The following is a 19,832-nucleotide window of genomic DNA, read 5'->3' on the forward strand; positions in this document are numbered from 1 at the left end:
ACCCGCCCCTCTGCTCCGCCCCGGAACCGACTCGTCCGCCGCCCGGGTGCGCCCCACCCCTGGGAAGTGCGGTAACGCTCGTGGCAACCGGTTCCCGGGCCGGAGGCTAGCAGGGGGAACGGCGGACGGGGAGGGGGCGGAATTCCGCTGTCACAGGGAAGAGCCCCTGTCACAGGGAATAGCCCCGCAGCTTTCGGTACAGCGTCGCGCGGGCGATGCCCAACGCCGCCGCGGCACGTGCCTTGTTGCCGCCGTGGCTGCGCAGCGACTCCAGGATGGCGGTGCGTTCGGCGAGTTCCATCGGGCTCAACTGCCTTGTCGCGGGGCCCTCCCGGACGAGGTCCGGGAGTTCGGTGCGCCGCACCGGGCCTGCCACCTGGCGGTGCTCGGCCAACGCCCTGACGAGATGGGCGAGTTCCGTGATGTTCCCGGGCCACGGATGGCGTTCCAGGGCCCGTAGTGCGTCCAGTGTCCAGGTGAGCGGCGGCCGTCCCGGTACCGGCTTCGGTGCCAGTTCGGGGAGCAACTCCCGTATGTCGTCCGGGCGTTCGCGCAGCGCCGGGAGAGTCACCGAGCGGGCGGCCAGGGTGTCGAGCAGCCGCTGGAGACAGGGACCCGGGGGAGTGCCGGGTGTGAACGTGAGGAGCAGAGGTGCGTCCGGGCGTTCGTCCAAGAGGGAGTTGAGAGCGGCGACGTCGGCCTGGGCGAGGCGCTCGGCGTGCCGGAGCAGCAGCGCGTGGTCGCTCGCCAACGCCGTTGCCCAGATGCCGGGTTCATCGACCGGGCCCTCCGCCGCGTCCACGACCACCGGATCCAGGTCCCCGCGCGCCCTCAGCAACTCCCTTGCCAGGGCGGTCTTTCCGGTCCCGCGTTCCCCGGTCAGGAGCAGGGGCTCCCGGGAACGGGCCAGTTCAGCGGCCTTCGCCGTCGCGTGACGCCAGGGCACCGAGCGCCCGGCGAGCGCGACACGGGGATGCTGCGCGTGCGGTCGCACGGCTTCGTCGGCGGGCGGCTCGACCACGGCGACCACACCGATGACCGCGCCCTCGTGGCGTACGGGGGTGACATGGGCCGTGCCCGTGCCGTCGGGGAGTTCGAGGTCGAAGGCGACGGAACTGTTCCTGTGCCGCGCCGAGTCGTACGGCTCGGACGGACGGGCCGGCTCAGAGAGGCCGTACGGCTCAGAAGTGCCCGTCGGCTCAGAAGCGCCGGCCGGTTCACAGGGGTCGTACGCCTCGGAGGGGTCGGTGTCGTCCCGCCCCGAGCCGTTCGCCGCCGCGGTCCGCTCCAGGACCGCCACCGCGCCCGGCGACAGCATTCCCGCCGCCGCGTCGCTCAGCAGCCGGTTCTTGCCGTCGAGCGCCACGACCGCGGCCCCGGGTCGTGCGGCGGCCCGCTGGAAGGCGTCGAGCAGCACGCGCTCCGTCGTGCGGGACCGGGCCAGCAGCTCCGCCTCGACGGCCGTCGCCGTGGCCTCGGCGAGGGCGGCGCCGGGATGCGGCGTACACCCGGTGCACAGGCCGCACGCGACGGTCACCGTGCCCAGGACCTGGCCGTTCTCCGGGGCCAGCACCGGCACACTGACGGCGGACACGTCCTGCCACAGGTCGAGGAAGTGCTCGGGGCCGTGCACCTCCGCGCGACGCCGGGTGCGCAGGGCGAGGGCCGCGCTGTTGTGCCCGACCTCCTGCTCGGACAGGTCGTGGCACTTCTCGTCGCCGGGCCCGCTCCCGGCCGACCAGAGCACGCGCAGCCGCTCGTCGGTGAGGACGAGGGACGACTGCCCCGAGGCGAGGGCGGGGGCGAGCCGTTCGAGCACGGGCCGCGCGGCGGTCAGCAGGGCCGACCGTGCGGGAGGCAGGGGCTCGGAGGGTTCCGTCAGGTCGTGCCGTACGCCGAAGAAACGGGCGCGCCGCCAGGCGGCGACGATCTCGTCAGGTACTCCGTCGGGCAGCGGGCGTCCCGTCAGGAACCGCTCTCGCGCCTGGCGCAGCGGCATGAGAGCGGGTCGGGCTGGGGACTCTTCGGTGGTCGTCACGGCGCCTCCCACCGTACCGGGCATGGTTGAAGAGGTAACAAAGGGGCGCACTCGCTGTGTTCCGCGCCCGCGCCGGTGTCCCCTTGAACCCGCGCCGGTGTCCCGCAAACCAGCACCTGTGTCCCGCAAACCAGCACCGGTGTCTCGTAATGAGACACCCGCGTTCCCGCGTATCGCACCATGATCATGAATGGTTGGTGCTGTTCTCATCCTCTGGAGCGTGCCCGTGCACAACGTCGAGCCCGTAGTCGAGACCGACGTACTCATCGTGGGCAGCGGCCCCGCGGGCGCGTCGGCCGCCCTGGCCCTGAGCACCTACGGCGTGCCCAACATCGTGGTCACCCGCTACGCGAGTCTCGCCGACACACCCCGCGCCCACATCACCAACCAGCGCACGATGGAGGTCCTGCGCGACCTCGGTGTCGAGCAGGAGGTCGTCGCGCAGGCCACGCCCCAGCACCTGATGGGCAACACCACCTTCTGCACCAGCCTGGCCGGCGAGGAACTCGGCCGCGTCCGCTCCTGGGGCAACGACCCCCTCGTACAGGCCGCGCACGACCTCGCCAGCCCGACCCGTATGTGCGACATGCCCCAGCACCTCATGGAGCCGGTGCTCGTCGAAGCCGCCGTCGCCCGCGGCACCCACCTCCGCTTCAGCACGGTCTACAAGTCCTTCGTCCAGGACGCCGACGGAGTCACGGTCACCGTCGAGGACCGGCTGCGCGGCGACGAGTACACCATCCGCGCCAAGTACCTGATCGGCGCCGACGGGGGCCGCTCGAAGGTCGCCGAGGACGCCGGGCTGCCGATGGGCGGCCAGATGGGCGTGGCCGGCAGCATCAACATCGTCTTCGACGCGGACCTGAGCAAGTACACCGCGCACCGGCCGTCCACGCTCTACTGGGTGCTCGCCCCGGGCGCCACCGTCGGCGGCATCGGCGCGGGCCTCGTCCGCAACGTCCGCCCCTGGAACGAGTGGATGATCGTCTGGGGCTACGACGTGACCGCGGGCGCCCCGGACCTCACCACCGAGTACGCGGAGTCCATCGTCCGCAGACTCGTCGGCGACGACGAGATCCCCGTGACCATCAAGTCCTCCTCGGCGTGGACGGTCAACGAGATGTACGCCGAGACGTACTCGAACGGCCGCGTCTTCTGCGCGGGCGACGCCACGCACCGCCATCCGCCGTCCAACGGCCTCGGCTCCAACACCTCCGTCCAGGACGCGTACAACCTGGCGTGGAAACTCAAGCTCGTCCTCGACGGCTCCGCCTCGCCGAAGCTCCTCGACACGTACACCGCCGAGCGCGCCCCGGTCGGCAGGCAGATCGTCACCCGCGCCAACAAGTCGATCGGCGAGACCGCGCCGATCTTCGAGGCGCTCGACGGTCTCTCCCCGCAGAGCCCCGAGCAGCTGTGGGCCAACATCGCCGCCCGCAAGGACGCCACCGAGGCCGCCGAGAAGCAGCGCGCCCGCCTCCGTGAGGCGATCGCCTTCAAGGTGTACGAGTTCAACGCGCACGGCGTCGATCTCAACCAGCGGTACGCGTCGGACGCGGTCGTTCCCGACGGTACGGAGGATCCCGGGTTCGAGCGGGACCCCGAGCTGTACCACCAGCCGTCCTCGCGGCCCGGTGCCAAGCTGCCGCACGCGTGGATCACGGCCGGGGACCGGACCCTGTCCACGCTCGACGCGGCCGGGCAGGGGCGCTTCACCCTGTTCACCGGTATCGGTGGGGACTGCTGGGTGCGGGCCGCCGAGGCCATCGGCCTCGATATCGCCACCGCCGTTGTCGGGCCCGGGCAGCAGTACGAGGATCCGTACGGTGACTGGGCGCGGCTGAGCGAGGTCTCCGACTCGGGTGCGCTGCTCGTGCGGCCCGACGGGTACGTGGCGTTTCGGTACGCGACGGCCGCCGGGGACGCGGAGGAGCTGCTGGGGGCCGCGGTGCGACGGATTCTCGGTCACGGGTAGCTCCGCGGGTCGTGCCGCTGAAGGGGCTCCCCGTACGGGCGGAGTAGGACAATGATCGTCGGGAAGCGGGACACGGCGAATCGGGACACAGCGGATCAGGAGTCGTCATGACCATCGATGCCAGCGAGACCGCGGTCACCGAGGAGGCCGTCGGGAGCCTCGGTGCGGGTACCGATCCGCGGTTGCGGGAGCTGCTCACCGGGCTGATCCGGCACCTTCACGACTTCGCGCGGGAGACGCGGCTCACCCAGGAGGAGTGGGAGCGGGCGATCGGGTTCCTGACGGCGACCGGGCAGATGTGCACCGACACCCGGCAGGAGTTCATTCTCCTGTCGGACGTGCTCGGCCTTTCGATGCTGGTCGAGACCCTGAACGCAGACCGAGGCCCCGGCGCCACCGAGTCGACCGTCCTCGGCCCCTTCCACATGACCGAGTCCCCGGTCCGTGAACTCGGCGCGGACATCGACCTGGTGGGCAGCGGCGAACCGTGCGTGGTCAGCGGCCGGGTGCTCTCCCAGGACGGCACCCCGCTGCCCGGCGCGGTCCTCGACGTCTGGCAGGCCGACACCGACGGCTTCTACGACGTGCAGCAGCCGGACCTCCAGCCACCGGGCAACGGCCGCGGCCTGTTCACGGCGGACGCGGCGGGCCGCTTCTGGTTCCGCACCTGTGTACCGAGCCCGTACCCCATCCCCACCGACGGCCCGGTCGGCGGCCTGCTCCGCGCCACCGGCCGGCACCCTTACCGCCCCGCCCACATCCACTTCATCGCCACCGCCGAGGGCCACGCGCCCGTCACCACGCACATCTTCGTGGCGGGCAGCGACTACCTCGACTCTGACGCGGTCTTCGCGGTGAAGAGCAGTCTGGTCGAGGACTTCGCGCAGACCGACGATCCTTCCCTGGCACGGGAGTTCGGCATCCCGAACCCCTTCCGGCACGCCCGGTTCGATCTCGTGCTGACTCCTGGGGCGAAAGCGTGAACTTCTCGTACGAGGCCCAGCCCATGCGGGTCGTCTTCCGGCCCGGCGCCTCGGTGAGCGCGACGGCCGGGGAGGTCCAACGCCTGGGTCTGCGGCGGGTGTTGGTGGTGTCCGGCGCGCGCGGCGAGGACACCGCGCGGGCGGTCGCCGACTCGCTGGGCGAGCTGTGCGCGGGACTGCACGCCGAAGCCCGGATGCACGTCCCGGTGGAGGTCGCCGACCGGGCCGTCGAGGTGGTTCGTAAGACCGGTGCCGACGGCTGCGTCGCCGTGGGCGGCGGTTCGTCGATCGGCCTGGGCAAGGCGATCGCGCTGCGGACGGGCCTGCCCCTGATCGCCGTGCCCTCCACGTACTCGGGCTCCGAGATGACCCCCGTGTGGGGCCTCACCGAGCACGGCGCGAAGCGCACGGGGCGCGACCCGTCGGTCCTCCCGCGCAGCGTGGTGTACGACCCCGAGCTCACCCTCTCCATGCCCGTGCCCCTCTCCGTCACGAGCGGTGTCAACGCCGTCGCGCACGCGGTCGAGGCGCTGTACGCCCCCGACACCTCGCCCCTCGTCTCCCTGATGGCCGAGGAGGGCGTACGGGCGATGACCTCGGCCCTTCCGGAGATCGCCGCCGAGCCCTCGTCCCTGGAGGCCCGCGGGCGCGCCCTCTACGGGGCCTGGCTCTGCGGTTCCTGTCTGGGCGCGACCACCATGGGGCTGCACCACAAGCTCTGCCATGTGCTGGGCGGCACGTTCGGCCTGCCGCACGCCGAGACGCACACGGTCGTCCTCCCGTACGCCCTCGCGTACAACGCGCCGGCCGCTCCCGAGGCGATCGGCGCCCTCGAACGCGCCCTCGGCACCGACAACGCCCCGCTCGCGCTGTGGACCCTGTCCGGACAGCTCGGCGCACCTCGCTCCCTCGCTCAACTGGGCCTCACCGAGGCCGACTTGACGGTCGCGGCCGAGCAGGTCGCGGGCCAGGCGTACGCCAATCCGCGCGAGGTCACGCACGAGGGTGCGCTCGCCGTGCTGAGGGCGGCGTTCGCGGGGGACGCCCCTCGCGTCTAGGTCTCCATGTCTTGACATACGCCTGAAACGATTCTTAGCTGGCTGCGCGCCATCTAGATTCATGAAGCAGGTTCATGGATGTGAATGGATGTGTGTCAAGCTCATCGACCACGGCCTGGAGGCAGTCCGCGCATGACCACCCCCGACAGTCGGATCCGTGAACTGATCGTCACGCCGATCGCCTTCCGCGACCCGCCGCTCCTCAACTCCAGCGGTGTGCACGAGCCGCTCGCCCTGCGGCTCATCCTCCAACTCGTCCTGGAGGACGGCACGGTGGGCCTCGGCGAGTCGACCGGCGGCGACCTCCGTATCGAACGGCTGCGGGCCGCGGCGCAGGCGGTCGTCGGCATGGACGTCTTCGACACGACCGCCGTCGCCGCCGCGATCGACACCGTCCTGCTTCCCACCGTGCCCAGCTCCCACGAGCGCGGCTGGACCACCTCCGCCGTGGAGGTCGCCTGCCTGGACGCCCAGGGCAAGCTCCTCGGACGCTCGGTCAGCGATCTGCTGGGCGGCGCGGTCCGCGACGCCGTGCCCTTCGCCGCGTACCTCTTCTACAAGTGGGCCGAACATCCGGCGCTCGACGGACGCCCGGCCGTCGGTGACGAGTGGGGCGAGGCCCTCGACCCGGCGGGCATCGTCGAGCAGGCCCGGCTGATGCAACAGCGGTACGGATTCAGCTCGTTCAAGCTCAAGGGCGGTGTCTTCCCGCCCGACGAGGAGATCGCCGCGATGAAGGCGCTCGCCGAGGCATTCCCGGGGCAGCCGCTGCGGCTGGACCCCAACACGGCCTGGACGGTGGAGACTTCGCAGTACGTGGCGCGGGAGCTGGACGGCTGCCTGGAGTACCTGGAGGACCCCACCCCCACGATTCCCGGTATGGCGGAGGTCGCGAAGACCTCTCCCATGCCGCTGGCCACCAACATGTGTGTGGTCGCCTGGGAGCACCTGAAGCCGGCCGTCGAGCAGGACGCCATCCAGGTCCTTCTCACCGATCACCACTACTGGGGCGGTCTGCGCCGCACCCGTGAACTCGCAGCCGTCTGTGAGGCGTTCGGGATCGGTCTGTCCATGCACTCCAACTCCCACCTCGGCATCAGCCTCGCCGCCATGACCCATGTGGCCGCCGCGATCCCGAACCTCGACACCTCCTGCGACACCCACTACCCGTGGAACTTCGCGGACGACGTCGTCGTCCCCGGTGTGCTGGAACTGCGGGACGGCGCGGTCAAGGTCCCCACGGGTCCAGGTCTCGGCGTCGAACTCGACCACGACGCGCTGGAACGGCTCCACCGGGTCTATCTCGACTCGGGCATGAAGGGCCGCGACGACACCGGTTACATGCGGCGCGTCCACCCGGAGTACGGGCTCAAGCTCCCTCGTTGGTGAACCGGCGACCGTAGAAACTATCGAAACAGAAAGCGCTGTCACGCGTCTCGACAACCGTTTGCCCCCGCCTCATTCTTCAACCAGGTTGTGGCATGAGCGCGACAGGAGACCTCCATGATGAAGCGCAGATCCCTGCTGGCGGCGGCCGGGGGCACGCTGCTGGGCAGTGCGCTGGCGACGGGCACCGCCCGCGCCGACGCGACCATCAGTGTCAACCCCGGTACCAGCTACGGGAGTTGGGAAGGCTGGGGAACCTCGCTCGCGTGGTGGGCCAACGTGTTCGGCGCGCGGGACGACTTCGCCGACATCTTCTTCACCACCAAGTCCGTGGCGTACGGCGGCAGGACGCTGCCGGGCCTCGGCATGAACATCGCCCGCTACAACCTGGGCGCGTGCAGCCCGAACAGTGTGGGCGGCCAGTCCATGGTCGCCTCGCCCAACATCCCGGCCTTCAAGCAGATCGAGGGCTTCTGGCAGGACTGGAACAACGAGGACCCCACCTCCTCCGCCTGGGACTGGACGGCGGACGCCAACCAGCGCGCCGCCCTCGTGAAGGCCGTCCAACGCGGCGCCGTCACCGAGCTGTTCGCCAACTCGCCCATGTGGTGGATGTGCCTCAACCACAACCCGTCGGGCGCGTCAGGGGGCGGCAACAACCTCCAGTCCTGGAACTACCGGCAGCACGCCTCCCACCTGGCGGCTGTCGCCCTGCGCGCCAAGAACAACTGGGGCGTGAACTTCGCGACCGTCGACCCCTTCAACGAACCCTCGTCCTCCTGGTGGACCGCCACCGGCACCCAGGAGGGCTGCCACATGGACGCCGCCGTCCAGGCCGCCGTCCTCCCGTACATGCGCAGCGAACTCGACACACGGGGCCTGTCCGGCATCAGGATCTCGGCATCCGACGAGACGAGCTACGACCTGGCCCGTACGACCTGGAACTCCTTCGGGGCGTCGACGAAGGCCCTGGTCAACCAGGTCAACGTGCATGGCTACCAGGGCTCGGGCGGACGCCGAGACCTCCTCCACACGGACGTCGTGACGACCGCCGGCAAGAAGCTCTGGAACTCCGAGACCGGTGACAGCGACGGCACCGGCCTGACCCTGGCGAGCAACCTGTGCCTGGACTTCCGCTGGCTGCACCCGACCGCCTGGGTCTACTGGCAGGTGATGGACCCCTCCACCGGCTGGGCGATGATCGCGTACAATGCCAGCACCCTGCAGCCGACCACCGTGCAGACCAAGTACTACGTGATGGCCCAGTTCAGCCGCCACATCCGGCCGGGGATGACCATCCTCGACACCGGCGTCGGCTACGCGGTCGCCGCCCACGACGCCACGCAGAAGCGCCTGGTCGTCGTGGCCGTCAACTCCGGTGCCGCGCAGACGCTCACCTTCGACCTGTCCCGCTTCACCACGGTCACGGGCGGCAGCGGCGGGCTCGTACGGCGCTGGAACACCCTCACCTCGGGCAGCGGCGACCTCTACACGGCACGCTCGGACACCTACCTCAACGGCAAGAGCCTGAGCGTGCCGTTCGCCGCCGCCTCGGTGCAGACCTTCGAGATCGACGGTGTCACCGTGTGAGGGCAGCCCCGCCCGCACCGGTGACCTTCAGGTCGCGCATCCGTCCGATGTTGTCGAACGAGCCGAAGCCCACCCGGCCGGAGGAGAGCGTGGTGTCGACGGCCGTCATCAAGGGCTGTTTCGACCCGTCGAGGTAGACCGCGATCTCACCGGTGCCGGGGCAGTGCACCACCCGCACCTTGTGCCAGGCCGAATCGGTGACGGCCGGTGGCGCACCGGTGGTGCCGTTCCACTGGTCCTCCAGGCGCAGCCGGTCGGCGTCGTTCACGACGAAGATCCCGTTGTGCGGATAGATGGTGTTGTCGGTCGACAGGTGCGCGTAATAGAACTTCGTGTCCGACTGGTGGCCGAACACGATGATCACGTCCCGGTTGGTGACCTCGACGGGTGTGTCGAGACGGACCTGCGCGTCGATCCGTACGGAGCCGAAGGCCGGGGGACCCGCGGTCAGTACGGCGTACTCGAAGGGGCGGCGCGGGCCGGGGCGAGCCACTCCCGCCTCGGCGAGGATCGCCTCACGGCCCGGGAACTGCCACTTGGACGGGGTGACCGGGGCCCAGTTCCGTCCGGCCATGACGTTGGTGACCTTCGTGCCGTCGGTGTCGCAGGAGGCGAACTTCCGGGTGCCGGTCACCTTCCAGATCCTGCCGTTGGCCTTGGAGAGGAGATAGAGCCCGCCGTCGGCGTCCTGCCCGAAGCGCAGGTCGACCCGGCTGTCCCCGGCGAGGTCCTGCAGGGTCACCCGGGTGCCGCTCTCGTCGTACAGCATCAGGTCGTACAGCTTGGCCAGGTCCGTGCCGCCCCGGCGCATGTCCTTGGTGTCGGCGTAGAGGAGCCGGCCGTCGACGAGGTCGCCGAAGACGTACTTGCCGTACAGCTCGGGCAGGTCGCGGTCGCGCAGGACGAAGCCGCCGACGATGGCCCTTCCGACGTCGGAGGTGCAGTTCCAGTTGGCGGGCGGGTCGTGGTCGTAGGCGGCGACGGGATACGTGTAGCCGTACTTCTCGTCGTCGGCGGGCAGCGGCTGGATCTTGGCGCACGGATCGGTGGCGGCCTTGTCGAAGACGAAGGCGCCCTCACGTTCGCTCCAGCCGAGGTTGTCGCCCGCCCTCACCTCGTAGACGGCCTCGATGGCGTGCTCACCGATGTGGCCGAGGTACATACGGTTGCGGCCGCCGGAGTCCCAGCTGAACCGGTGCGGGTCGCGCATGCCGTACGCGTAGATCTCGCCGAGGGCGCCAGGGGTGCCGACGAAGGGGTTGCGGGACGGGATGCCGTACTTGCCGTTGGCGCTGTCGCTGCCCCGCGGGTCGATGCGCAGGATCTTGCCGTGCGGCACGGACAGGCTCTGCGGCTCGCCGCTCCTGGCGCCCTGGCCGCCGTCGCCGACGGCGAGGTAGAGCAGCCCGTAGTCCTTGTCGTGGGGCCGGGCGGTGGGGTTGAAGTCGATCTGCTGGATGCCGTGGACGCGGCCCGTGAAGCCGATCCGGAGCACCTCGCGACGCGTGCCCTTGAAGGTGTCGGCCGAGGGGTCGTCGGCCGTCCACTCGGTGACGATGCCGTGGTACACCGTGTTCGACGCCTGCCGCATGTCGGGCACGGCGGTGGTGGCGGAGGCCAGTTCGGTGTGGACGGTGTAGAAACGGCCGTTCTTCTTGAAGCGCGGGTCGAAGGTGACGAACCCGAAGCCCATGCCGAGACCCTGGCTGCCGAAGAACGCGGGGGAGAAGGTGCCCGCGACGTCGAGGTATTCGCGAGGGGTGCCGTTCTCGACCAGATACAGCTTGCCGTTGAGGTCCGGCACGGCCATCCGGCCCGAGCCGTCGGGCAGTTCGCTCAGGTAGTTGATACGGGCGTGCCGCCTCAGGCGTGGATCCGTTACGGGCCCGTCCGGCGGCACGCTCTTCGGGAAGGCGGCGAACTCCTCGACGGTCAGCCCGATGCCGGAGGTCGTGGGCCGCTCGGGGATCGGATCGGTGATCGGTTCGGCCGCGTGGGCCGTGGCGCCGGGCAGGGCGACGAGAACGGACAGCAGCAGGGCGAGAACGAGTAACGGTGTCAGGAGAATGGGCCTGGGGCCTGGCATGGGGCTGGGCCCGAGTCTGGGTCTGGTGCCGGGGGATCCGGTCATGGCTGTCACTCCTCTGCGGCCTTGTGCGTGACCAGTCGGTACTGCGCTCGGACCAGCGCGGCGTCCACCGCGCGGTCGAGGAACATCAGGCTGTCCATACGGCAGTTGCAGGGATTGCCCTCCCGGATGTTCTGCGGGAAGCTGCCGCCGATCTTGATACCTCGGGGGTCGGTGGCCGAGGTGCGGTGCGGGCCGGGGCCCGAGAGGTCCCAGGGGTCACCGGGCACGGTGTAGAAGCCGTCCAGCGGCCTGCCGTTGCGGTAGAGCGCCATCTCACCGCTGTCGAAGTCGAAGGTCGCGGAGAGGAACACCCACTTGCCGGGCGGCAGCAGGGTCCGCCAGTCCTGGGACGCCGCGAAGGTCTGGGAGGCGGCCCCGTCGATCCGCCGGCCGAGGGCGACCAGCCGGAGTTCGCCGTTCACGTTGATGAGTTCCAGCAGGGCGCGCACACCATGTCCGTCGGAGTCGCCGGAGAGCACTCCGGCAAGACCGATCGCGCCGTAGAGGTCGTCGGGGGCGGCCGTGTTGGTGTTGGGGCTCGGGTTCTGCCCGGTCATCCTGAACCACCCCATGACGGTGGCTCCCTCGACCGCGTTGAAGGCGTTCAGCGTCGGCACGCCGGACGCGGAGTACACGCCCGCCTTCCAGTCGTCGTTGCCCGCCGCGTCCGGGGTGACCTGCCGCACCTGAAGCGAGGTCCGGCTGCCGCGGTGCGCGCCGTCCGGTGCCCGCATCCGCGCGCCGCCGCCCACGAGGTCGATGTCGGTGCCGGAGAAACCCCGGTCGCGTTCGCGGCCCGGATTGCCGCGTACCGGGTGCTCGAAGTCGTAGTGGGCGGCCAGGTGGGGTCTGAGTCCGGGGTGCACGGTGGGTGGTGGCCGGTGGTGGCCGCTCGCCCCGGCCGGGGCCGCGGCGAGAGCCGTGAGAACTGTCAGGAGAACGGCGAGGGCCGCTCCCGCGTACCGTCTGCGTTTGACCATGTCGCTCGCTCCTTTGCGAGGCGTGTCATGACATCGATGTCCTTGCCTGTCATCGCGGGTCCCCGCCGGGTCACCGCTTGGGCGCGGCCGGCGGCTGGGCCGGCCTGCCCCCGAGATACAGCTCGCCCAGCTGCGGATCGGCCAGCAACTCCCTTGCCGGACCCGATATATGGACCCGCCCGAGGTCGAGTACGCAGCCGATGTCGGCGGTCTCCAGGGCGCGGCGGGCGTTCTGCTCGACCAGCAGTACGGCCGTGCCCGCCTCCCGCATCCGCGCGATCTGCTCGAAGACCACGCCCGTCGTCTTCGGGTCGAGGCCCATGGACGGCTCGTCGAGCAGCACCACCCGGGGCCTGACCATCAGCGAGCGGGCGAACTCCACCTGTTTCTGCTGGCCGCCGGAGAGCAGCCCGGCCAGGCTCGTCCAGCGTTCGGCGACGAGCGGGAAGAGATCGCGTACGAAGTCGGCGCGTTCGGCGACGACCGCCTTGTCCTTGATGGTGTAGCCGCCGAGGAGGACGTTCTCGGCGACCGTCATCTCCCGGAAGACGCTGTGCCCTTGGAGGACATGGGCGACTCCGGCGGCGAGCAGTTGCTGCGGTCCGCGGCCGGTGACGTCCTCGCCGTCGACCAGGACCCGGCCGGAGCGCGGCGCGAGCAGCCCGCTGGCCACCTTCAGCACGGTGGACTTGCCCGCGCCGTTCGGACCGACCAGGCACACCACGCCCCCGGCGGGAACCCGGACCGTCAGACCGCGCAGCACCAGGGCCGCCCGTCCGTATCCGGCGCGGATGTCGTCGAGTTCGAGCAGGAATCCGGAGTCGGAGCGCGGGGAGGGGACGGTGGGGGAGCCGGAGTCAGACGCCAAGGTAGGCCTCCAGGACTCGTTCGTCGGACTGGATCACCGAGGGCGGGCCCTCCGCGATCGGCCGTCCGCGGTCGAAGACCACGACGTGGTCGCTGAGGGACATGACCAGGTCCATGTTGTGCTCGACGATCAGGAACGTCCTTCCCTCGGCGTTGAGTTCGCGCACCAGGTCGCAGATGCGGTCGATCAGTGCCGGATTGACCCCGCCCGCCGGTTCGTCGAGCAGGATCAGCTCGGGCTCGCTCATCAGGACGCCCGCGAGTTCCAGCAGCTTCTGCTGCCCCCAGGACAGGTTCCGCGCCTCCGCCCTCTCCAGGTGGTCGATGCCCATCCGGGTCAGCCAGTACCGCGCCCGTTCCGTCTCCTCCCGCTTTCGGGCACCGGCGAGTTGGGCCAGCAGGTTCGGCGGGCGTACGGCGACGAGCAGGTTGTCCAGGACCGTCATCCGGGGGAAGACACGGCAGAGCTGGAAGGAGCGGCCGATCCCCGCCCGGGCGATGCGGTGCGGCGGCCTGGCGGTGATGTCCCGGCCCCGGTACGTCGTACGGCCCGCGTCGGGACGGATCATGCCGGTGACGCAGTTGAAGAACGTGGTCTTGCCGGAGCCGTTCGGCCCGATCAGGGCGTTGACCCTGCCGTGCCGGAAGGACACGGTCGCGCCGTCCAGGGCGGCCACCCCGCCGAAGGTCTTGGTGAGTCCGACGGTCGCCAGGCTCTGCTCACCCTCGTCCGCGCTCACTGCCTCACCTCTCTCTTCCCGTCCGGTCTTTTCCCGTCCGGCCGGTGGTCCGGCCGGACGTCCGCCTCGCGCTCGTCGCGCTCGTCGCGCAGTTCGGCCGCGGTGACCTCGCGGATCGACGTCTCGCCGGTCCCGAGGACACGGGCGACCAGTCCGGTCACCGCCGGGATGACACCGTCCGGCATGAACATCACGACGACCCCCAGCAGCAGGCCCGCGAAGACCAGGTGCAGCGGGGTGTCCCCGTATTCGAGCTTGGAGTACTCAAGCCCGTACCCGACGACCACCGCCCCGAGCAGCGGCCCGTACAGATGACGTACGCCCCCGAGCAGCGCCATCAGGACCATGTAGGCCCCGCTCAGGATCGAGAACTGGAAGACGGGGTCGAGGTCGCCGAACCACAGCCCGTAGAGCCCTCCGGCCAGAGCGGTGAAGGCCGCCGAGACCACGAAGACGACGAGCTTGTACGTGTATGTAGGAGTGCCCAGTGACTGGGCCTTGTCCTCGTCCTCGCGGATCGCCTTCAGGCCCATGCCGAACCTGGAGCGGTCGATGATCCACCAGGCGAGCAGGGCCAGCGCCAGCAGCCCGAGGAACAGGAAGTAGAAGATCTCGTGGTGCTCGGAGCGCAGCTTGCCCGGGAACGGCCGCGGGACCACCAGACCGCGCGAGCCGCCGGTGAAGGAGGCCCAGCTCTGGAAGACCAGCAGCATGATCAGCACCAGTGCGATCGAGACGATGACGAAGGACGCGCCGCGCACCCGCAGCGCCGCGTAGCCGACGGGTATCGCGAGCACGGCGACCAGGGCGGCCGACACGAACAGCGCGACGAACGACGGCAGTTCCCCCTTGGTGACGAGCAGCCCGGTCGCGTAGGCGCCGAGCCCGGCGAACGCGCCGTGTCCCAGGGAGATGTAGCCGGTGAAACCGCCGACGAAGTTCCAGGAGGTGGAGAGCACCGCGAAGTTGAGGATGGCGATGCCCACGGTCAGTTCGTACGGACTCGGTGCCATGGACGGGAAGGACAGCGCGACGGCGATCCCGGCTAGCAGTGCTCCCAGCCGTAGCAACCTGCCGGTGTGGCGCGGGCGTTCAGAATCTCTGGGCAAGCCGACCCCCGAAGAATCCCTGCGGCCGGACGGCCAAGGTGGCGAAGAGCGCGACATAGAAGACCGTCTGCGCCCAGGTCGTGCTGAGTTCCAGCTGCAACAGGCTCTGTGTCAGGCCGAGGGTCATGGCGGCGATCGCCGCGCCCGGCACGCTGCCGAGGCCGCCGACGACGATGATCGCCATCAGTGGGCCGATCCAGTGCCAGTGCAGCGACGGGTAGATGGTCGTGTCGAGCGAGAGTGCCGTACCGCCGACCGCCGCCGTGGCGAGACCGAGTCCGAAGCCGTACCCGGCGATCCGGTCGGTGTCGATGCCGACCAGGGCGGCGGCCTCCCGGTGCTGGATCGTCGCCCGCAGCGCCTGGCCGAACCTGCTGTGCCGCATCAGGAGATACAGCCCGAGCAGTGCGGCGGCAGCCAGGCCGAACGCGATGAGCTTGACCACCGCGACGCGCGCCCCGAAGAACTCCAGGCTCGCGGAGGAGTAGCCGAGCCTGATGCGGCGCTGGGTGCCGGAGAAGGCGTACCCGAGGAGCCCCTCGATGACGAGGGCGACGGAGAACGTCAGCAGCACCGACATCATGGTCAGGGTCGCCGGGCGCAGCCGGGTCAGGAGCAGCCGTTGCATGGCCACGCCCGCGACGAAGAACAGCGGCACGGTGACGAGCAGGGTGAGCAGCGGGTCGACACCGGTCTCCCGGTGGGCGTACCAGGCGAGGTAGGCGGCGAGGATCAGGAACGCGGAGTGGGCGATCATCACGACGCGCATGACGCCGAAGTAGAGGGTCAGGCCGGCCGCCAGGAGGGCGTAGAGCCCTCCCAGCAGCACGCCGAGGACGATGCTCTGGAAGACGAGGCTCGCGGAGGGCACGCAGGCATCACCACTTCGGCTTGGGATGGACCAGGTCGGCTTCCTTCTGTTCCTCGGGCAGGACGATCTGGATCTCGCCGTCCACCCACTGCTGGATCATGTGCGCGCTCTGCGGGCGCCCCTTGTCGTCCCACTTGAGGGGCCCGACGACGGTCTCCACCTCGTTGCCGCGCAGCCACTTCACGAGCTTCTGCTGGCATTCCTCGTCCTGGGAGGCGCACTTGGCGGCCTCGACGGCCGCGGCGACCACCTGTCCCGTGGTGTAGGCGTTGGCCTCGTCCTCCTCCGGGGCCTTGCCGAACTGCTCGGTGTACTTCTCGACGAAGTCCTTGTTGCTCGGGTAGTCCGCGTGCTGGGTGTAGCCGGTCGGCGCGAGGATGCCCTCGGTCTTGTCGCCGATGGCCTTGGCAAACTCCGGTTCGGTGGGGGCGGTGGAGAAGGCGGCCATCTTCGGCTGGTAGTTCAGCTGTTGGAGGGCGACGATCAGGTTCACCCCGTCCTGGTACTGCGAGCCGCCCACCACCATGTCGGCCTTGGAGGAGGCGATCTGCGCGGCGATCGAGCCGAAGTCGGTGGTGTTGGGCGGGTAGACCTCGTCGACGACGGTCTTGATACCGCCCTTCTCCAGCTTGTCCTTCAGCCCGTACGCCGTTCCCTGGGCGAAGGGGTCGTCCATCGCGGCGTACGCCACGGACTTGGGACGCTCCGCCTCGGGCAGCGCCAGGATGTAGTCGGCGAGGTGGTTGTAGTGGTCGTTGGCGACCGCCGGGGCCGCGTAGAAGAGGTTCTTGAAGCCCTGGTCGAAGACCTCCGGGGCCGCGCCGGCCGGCTCGACGAAGAGCAGACCGTACTCCTCCGCCACCCGGGCCGCCGGCACCACGAGCCGGGTGGAGAACGGGCCGAAGACCAGGTCGACCTGGTCCCTGCCGATCAGTTGCTCGTAGTCGGAGACCACTCGGTCGGCGTTCGACTGGTCGTCGAGGATCTTCAACTCGACCTTGCGGCCGAGCAGTCCGCCCTTGTCGTTGACGATCTTCGCCCATGCCTTGTAGCCGCGCTCCACACCCTTGCCGGGCTCCGAGAAGTCCCCGGTGAGCGGCAGTGAGACACCGATGGTGATGGGGTCGTCGGGTGAATCCTCCGAGCCGCCGCCCGAGCCGCAACCGGCGGCAGTGAGTGCCGTGGCGGACGCGAGGGCGGCAACTCTCCATGAAAGGCGCTGTGTTGTGCTCATCGCTGGACTCCCCTGTCCGCAGGCACTCTCTTCGCCGTTCGAAAGCGCTTTCGCGAGCGCTTGCGTACTATGTAAGCCACGTCACATGAGTTGAGACAAGCGTCGTGCACGGACCGATTGACAAGGCCCTGTTCGGAGGCGGTGACGAATGCCCAGGCCCCGTTCACGACTGCGGCTCGCCGATGTGGCCGAGCGCGCGGGAGTTTCACTGACCACGGCGTCCCGGGCGCTCGCCGGACGGGACGGGGTTCGTGAGGAGGTCGCCGAGCGGGTCCGTCGCATCTCGCGCGAACTCGGCTATGTCGCCAACCCCCATGCGCGCACCCTGGCGGGCGGTACGGCGTCGACGGTCGGGCTGATCGTCCATCAGATCGACGACCCGTACTTCTCGGAGATCGCGGGCGGCGTCGTACAGGTGGCGGGCGAACGGGATCTGATCGTCCAGATCTGCCACTCCGGCCGCAATCCGCAGAACGAACTGCGGCAGATCCGCCATCTCGTCGACCAGCGCGTCGGCGTCATCATCATCGCGGGCTCCGGGTACGTCGATCCCCGCATGGAGGCCGAGTCCAGGGCCGAACTGTCCGCCTTCCAGGAGGCCGGCGGGCGGCTCGCGGTGATCGGCCGTCACTTCCTCAACGCGGACGCGGTACGGCCCGACAACAAGGAGGGCGCCGAGACCGTCACCGGGCATCTGCTGTCGCTCGGGCACCGCCGGATCGCGGTGGCGGCGGGGGAGATGCTGCTGTCCACGGTCGCCGACCGGTTCGCCGGGGTGGCGGCGGCACTGACGGAGGCCGGACTGCCCACCGACGAACTACCGTTGGCACAGGCCGAGTTCACCCGTGACGGCGGGCGCGACGCGGCCGAGCGGATCCTGCGCGACCACCCGGACACCACCGCGATCGTCGCCCTCAACGACGCCATGGCCATCGGTGTCCTCTCCGCGCTCCGCGCCCACGGCGTACCGGTCCCGCACCGGATGTCGGTCGCCGGATTCGACGACGTGTCGTTCGCGGCGGACCTCGCCCCCGGCCTCACCACCGTCCGGCTGCCCCTCGCCGAAATGGGCCGCCAGGCCCTCTCGATGGCCCTCAGGCCGCCCGCCTCCCGGCCTCGCCGCAAGTCCACCGGTCATGCGCTGGTGGTACGCGACTCCACGGGGCCCGCGCCCTCGCGGTGAGACACCGGGCCGCGCACTGTCTCGATTGTGACGGCGCGCACTGTCTCGTATTGAGACACCCACGCCGTGGACGGCTGGATCACGATCATGAGCGGCTCACGTCCCGGTTCGCCGTGCCCGTGTCCGTGCGGCCCACGGGCCTGCCGGGTGCGTGGGAGGGCGTCGAGCCGTGGCACGCAACGGAATTGAGAAGACAGGTGAACATCATGGCCCTCGGACTGCTTCGGCGCCGGCGTTCCAGGGACGCCTCCGCCGCCGCCTCGGGCCTCACAATGCCCCTGCCGCCCGGCGCGGGCGCGGTCGGCTGCGAGGTCGCGGACCCCATGGGGCAGCCCATGGGCGGCGCGGACGTCACGATCACCGCGCTCGACTCCCATCGCGTCGCGGCCCGCGGCACCACCGACCCGTACGGCTTCTTCATGGCCGTGCTGCCGCCGGGCGGCTACAGCGTGATGGTCATGGCCGAGGGGCTCTCCCCGGTCCGCGAGACCGTCGAGATCGTCGCCGGTGTCACCCTCCCCACCCTGTACGCCCGCCTGGAACCGGCCCGTCAGCTCGACCTGCCGCCGACCGGCACCTGGCTCTTCGACCCGCCCCACACGGCGATCCGCTTCATCGCCAAGCACGTCGGAATGGCCCATGTGCACGGCCGCTTCGAGCGCTTCGACGGCGGTATCCAGATCGTTCAGGACATCACCGAGTCCCGGGTCCATGTCCGGATCGACGCGGCGAGCATCACGACCGGCAACACGACCCGCGACAACCACCTCCGGTCGGCGGACTTCCTGGACGTCAAGCGGTTCCCCTTCATCGACTTCCACAGCACGCGGTTCGCCTACCGCGGCGGCAGCAAGTGGACCCTGCAGGGCTCGCTGACGATGCACGGGGTGAGCCGCTCGGTGGCTCTGGACACGACGTACCTCGGCATGGTGAACGGCGGTTACGGCGAGGAACTGCGCTGTGCGGCCCTGGCCAAGGCCGAACTGCACCGCGAGGACTACACCCTCAACTGGCGGAACATGCTGGCCCGCGGCATCGCGGTGGTCGGCCCGACGATCCAGCTCGAACTGGATGTCCAGGCGATGTACCGCACGCACGACACGCCGACGCCGCCGGAGTAACGGGCCCTCTCCGAACTCACCTACCGTCCGATCGAGTTGAGGGCGTCGAGCAGCCGGGGGCTCGCCGGGGAGCCCTCGTCGGGCGGCCCGGCCGTGCGATGGAGTTCGCCGTCGACGATCTCGTAGTGCCCGATGGCCTCGATCGGCGGCGAGTAGACGTGGATGGTCACGGCGCCGGCGTCGTGGTCCATCCGATGAACACCGGAACCCGGGAACGAGAACGACTCGCCGGGCCCGTACCGGTGGGCGCGGCGCGGGCCGCCCACCGGCAGCCCCTCCTGCCAGGCGGCGCCCTCGATTACGTGCACGCCGACGCACGACCCCTGGTGGTCGTGGTAGCCCGTGTCGCGCGACTCCCACCAAGTGTTCAGCCAGGCCTCGGAGTTGTCGTTCCGCCACAGCAGCAGGTACGAGCCGGGGCCGGAGCGGTCGAGCGCGTCGGTGTCGACGAACGCCGCCGCCCGGCGGGCCCGTTCCGCACACTCCTCGGGCCGGAACGGCCGGTCGGACGCGCCGAGTTCGGCGAGCGCGGTCATGTCGATCGGGGTCGGGTTCATGGTCATCCC

Annotated in this window: 16 protein-coding genes; 7 read left to right on the forward strand and 9 right to left on the reverse strand. The window is 70.1% G+C overall.

The annotated features are described in order from the left end of the window. Nucleotides 1–169: 169 nt before the first annotated feature. Nucleotides 170–2,038 carry a helix-turn-helix domain-containing protein gene (locus AOK17_RS12995; protein WP_245697124.1) on the reverse strand — a complete coding sequence of 623 codons (1,869 nt, stop codon included), beginning with the start codon at nucleotides 2,036–2,038 and terminating at the stop codon, nucleotides 170–172. A gap of 226 nt (nucleotides 2,039–2,264) precedes the next feature. Between AOK17_RS12995 and AOK17_RS13000 the strand changes: the two genes are divergently transcribed. The 5 genes from AOK17_RS13000 to AOK17_RS13020 all read left to right on the forward strand — a co-directional run bounded on the left by AOK17_RS13000 (nucleotide 2,265) and on the right by AOK17_RS13020 (nucleotide 9,030). Beyond that, a complete protein-coding gene (locus AOK17_RS13000; RefSeq protein WP_055612574.1) occupies nucleotides 2,265–4,013 on the forward strand; it encodes an FAD-dependent oxidoreductase in 1,749 nt (582 codons plus the stop codon). A 107-nt stretch (nucleotides 4,014–4,120) separates the two neighbouring features. Further along, complete coding sequence (locus tag AOK17_RS13005) at nucleotides 4,121–4,996, forward strand: intradiol ring-cleavage dioxygenase (protein WP_055612575.1); 876 nt, start codon at nucleotides 4,121–4,123, stop codon at nucleotides 4,994–4,996. A gap of 23 nt (nucleotides 4,997–5,019) precedes the next feature. Beyond that, a complete protein-coding gene (locus AOK17_RS13010; protein ID WP_055612628.1) occupies nucleotides 5,020–6,054 on the forward strand; it encodes a maleylacetate reductase in 1,035 nt (344 codons plus the stop codon). 132 nt (nucleotides 6,055–6,186) lie between these two features. Next, entirely contained in the window at nucleotides 6,187–7,443 is a 1,257-nt protein-coding gene (locus AOK17_RS13015) for a glucarate dehydratase family protein (protein WP_055612576.1), read from the forward strand. A 114-nt stretch (nucleotides 7,444–7,557) separates the two neighbouring features. Further along, nucleotides 7,558–9,030, forward strand: a complete 1,473-nt coding sequence (locus AOK17_RS13020) for a glycoside hydrolase (protein WP_055612577.1) — start codon at nucleotides 7,558–7,560, stop codon at nucleotides 9,028–9,030. Here AOK17_RS13020 and AOK17_RS13025 read toward each other — a convergent pair. The 7 genes from AOK17_RS13025 to AOK17_RS13055 all read right to left on the reverse strand — a co-directional run bounded on the left by AOK17_RS13025 (nucleotide 9,020) and on the right by AOK17_RS13055 (nucleotide 16,962). Continuing rightward, nucleotides 9,020–11,161 (reverse strand): PQQ-dependent sugar dehydrogenase, encoded by a 2,142-nt coding sequence (locus AOK17_RS13025; RefSeq protein WP_245697125.1) that lies wholly within the window; start codon nucleotides 11,159–11,161, stop codon nucleotides 9,020–9,022. The two genes, AOK17_RS13020 and AOK17_RS13025, sit on opposite strands and share 11 nt — an antisense overlap. A 5-nt stretch (nucleotides 11,162–11,166) precedes the next feature. Further along, nucleotides 11,167–12,141, reverse strand: a complete 975-nt coding sequence (locus AOK17_RS13030; RefSeq protein ID WP_055612578.1) for a hypothetical protein — start codon at nucleotides 12,139–12,141, stop codon at nucleotides 11,167–11,169. A 70-nt stretch (nucleotides 12,142–12,211) separates the two neighbouring features. Then, the gene (locus AOK17_RS13035) at nucleotides 12,212–13,009 is read right to left on the reverse strand and encodes an ABC transporter ATP-binding protein (RefSeq protein WP_206190745.1); all 798 of its coding nucleotides are present in this window, start codon (nucleotides 13,007–13,009) and stop codon (nucleotides 12,212–12,214) included. After that, the gene (locus tag AOK17_RS13040; protein WP_055612579.1) at nucleotides 12,999–13,748 is read right to left on the reverse strand and encodes an ABC transporter ATP-binding protein; all 750 of its coding nucleotides are present in this window, start codon (nucleotides 13,746–13,748) and stop codon (nucleotides 12,999–13,001) included. The genes AOK17_RS13035 and AOK17_RS13040 overlap by 11 nt, the downstream gene beginning before the upstream one ends. Next, nucleotides 13,745–14,857, reverse strand: coding sequence for a branched-chain amino acid ABC transporter permease (locus AOK17_RS13045; RefSeq protein WP_206190746.1), 1,113 nt, complete (start codon nucleotides 14,855–14,857; stop codon nucleotides 13,745–13,747). The genes AOK17_RS13040 and AOK17_RS13045 overlap by 4 nt, the downstream gene beginning before the upstream one ends. Continuing rightward, nucleotides 14,841–15,728, reverse strand: a complete 888-nt coding sequence (locus AOK17_RS13050) for a branched-chain amino acid ABC transporter permease (protein ID WP_055612580.1) — start codon at nucleotides 15,726–15,728, stop codon at nucleotides 14,841–14,843. Before AOK17_RS13050 ends, AOK17_RS13045 begins: the two co-directional genes overlap by 17 nt. 7 nt (nucleotides 15,729–15,735) lie before the next feature. Then, nucleotides 15,736–16,962 carry an amino acid ABC transporter substrate-binding protein gene (locus tag AOK17_RS13055; protein WP_055612581.1) on the reverse strand — a complete coding sequence of 409 codons (1,227 nt, stop codon included), beginning with the start codon at nucleotides 16,960–16,962 and terminating at the stop codon, nucleotides 15,736–15,738. A gap of 148 nt (nucleotides 16,963–17,110) precedes the next feature. Here AOK17_RS13055 and AOK17_RS13060 point away from each other — a divergent pair, with 148 nt between their 5' ends. Continuing rightward, nucleotides 17,111–18,145, forward strand: a complete 1,035-nt coding sequence (locus AOK17_RS13060) for a LacI family DNA-binding transcriptional regulator (protein ID WP_055612582.1) — start codon at nucleotides 17,111–17,113, stop codon at nucleotides 18,143–18,145. A gap of 206 nt (nucleotides 18,146–18,351) precedes the next feature. Then, nucleotides 18,352–19,266 carry a YceI family protein gene (locus AOK17_RS13065; RefSeq protein ID WP_055612631.1) on the forward strand — a complete coding sequence of 305 codons (915 nt, stop codon included), beginning with the start codon at nucleotides 18,352–18,354 and terminating at the stop codon, nucleotides 19,264–19,266. Nucleotides 19,267–19,286: 20 nt separating this feature from the next. Here the strand turns inward: AOK17_RS13065 and AOK17_RS13070 are convergent, their stop codons facing one another. Next, nucleotides 19,287–19,823 carry a cupin domain-containing protein gene (locus AOK17_RS13070; protein ID WP_055612583.1) on the reverse strand — a complete coding sequence of 179 codons (537 nt, stop codon included), beginning with the start codon at nucleotides 19,821–19,823 and terminating at the stop codon, nucleotides 19,287–19,289. Nucleotides 19,824–19,832 lie beyond the last annotated feature (9 nt).

The organism is Streptomyces phaeochromogenes (assembly GCF_001418655.1).
Taxonomy (GTDB): domain Bacteria; phylum Actinomycetota; class Actinomycetes; order Streptomycetales; family Streptomycetaceae; genus Streptomyces; species Streptomyces phaeochromogenes.

Bases quoted from the DNA above. Each gene is read 5' to 3' on its own strand.
- AOK17_RS13005 (WP_055612575.1), top strand. From the start codon at position 4,121: ATGACCATCGATGCCAGCGAGACCGCGGTCACCGAGGAGGCCGTCGGG.
- AOK17_RS13010 (WP_055612628.1), top strand. From the start codon at position 5,020: ATGCGGGTCGTCTTCCGGCCCGGCGCCTCGGTGAGCGCGACGGCCGGG.
- AOK17_RS13015 (WP_055612576.1), top strand. From the start codon at position 6,187: ATGACCACCCCCGACAGTCGGATCCGTGAACTGATCGTCACGCCGATC.
- AOK17_RS13020 (WP_055612577.1), top strand. From the start codon at position 7,558: ATGATGAAGCGCAGATCCCTGCTGGCGGCGGCCGGGGGCACGCTGCTG.
- AOK17_RS13025 (WP_245697125.1), bottom strand. From the start codon at position 11,161: ATGACCGGATCCCCCGGCACCAGACCCAGACTCGGGCCCAGCCCCATG.
- AOK17_RS13030 (WP_055612578.1), bottom strand. From the start codon at position 12,141: ATGGTCAAACGCAGACGGTACGCGGGAGCGGCCCTCGCCGTTCTCCTG.
- AOK17_RS13055 (WP_055612581.1), bottom strand. From the start codon at position 16,962: ATGAGCACAACACAGCGCCTTTCATGGAGAGTTGCCGCCCTCGCGTCC.
- AOK17_RS13060 (WP_055612582.1), top strand. From the start codon at position 17,111: ATGCCCAGGCCCCGTTCACGACTGCGGCTCGCCGATGTGGCCGAGCGC.
- AOK17_RS13065 (WP_055612631.1), top strand. From the start codon at position 18,352: ATGGCCCTCGGACTGCTTCGGCGCCGGCGTTCCAGGGACGCCTCCGCC.
- AOK17_RS13070 (WP_055612583.1), bottom strand. From the start codon at position 19,823: ATGAACCCGACCCCGATCGACATGACCGCGCTCGCCGAACTCGGCGCG.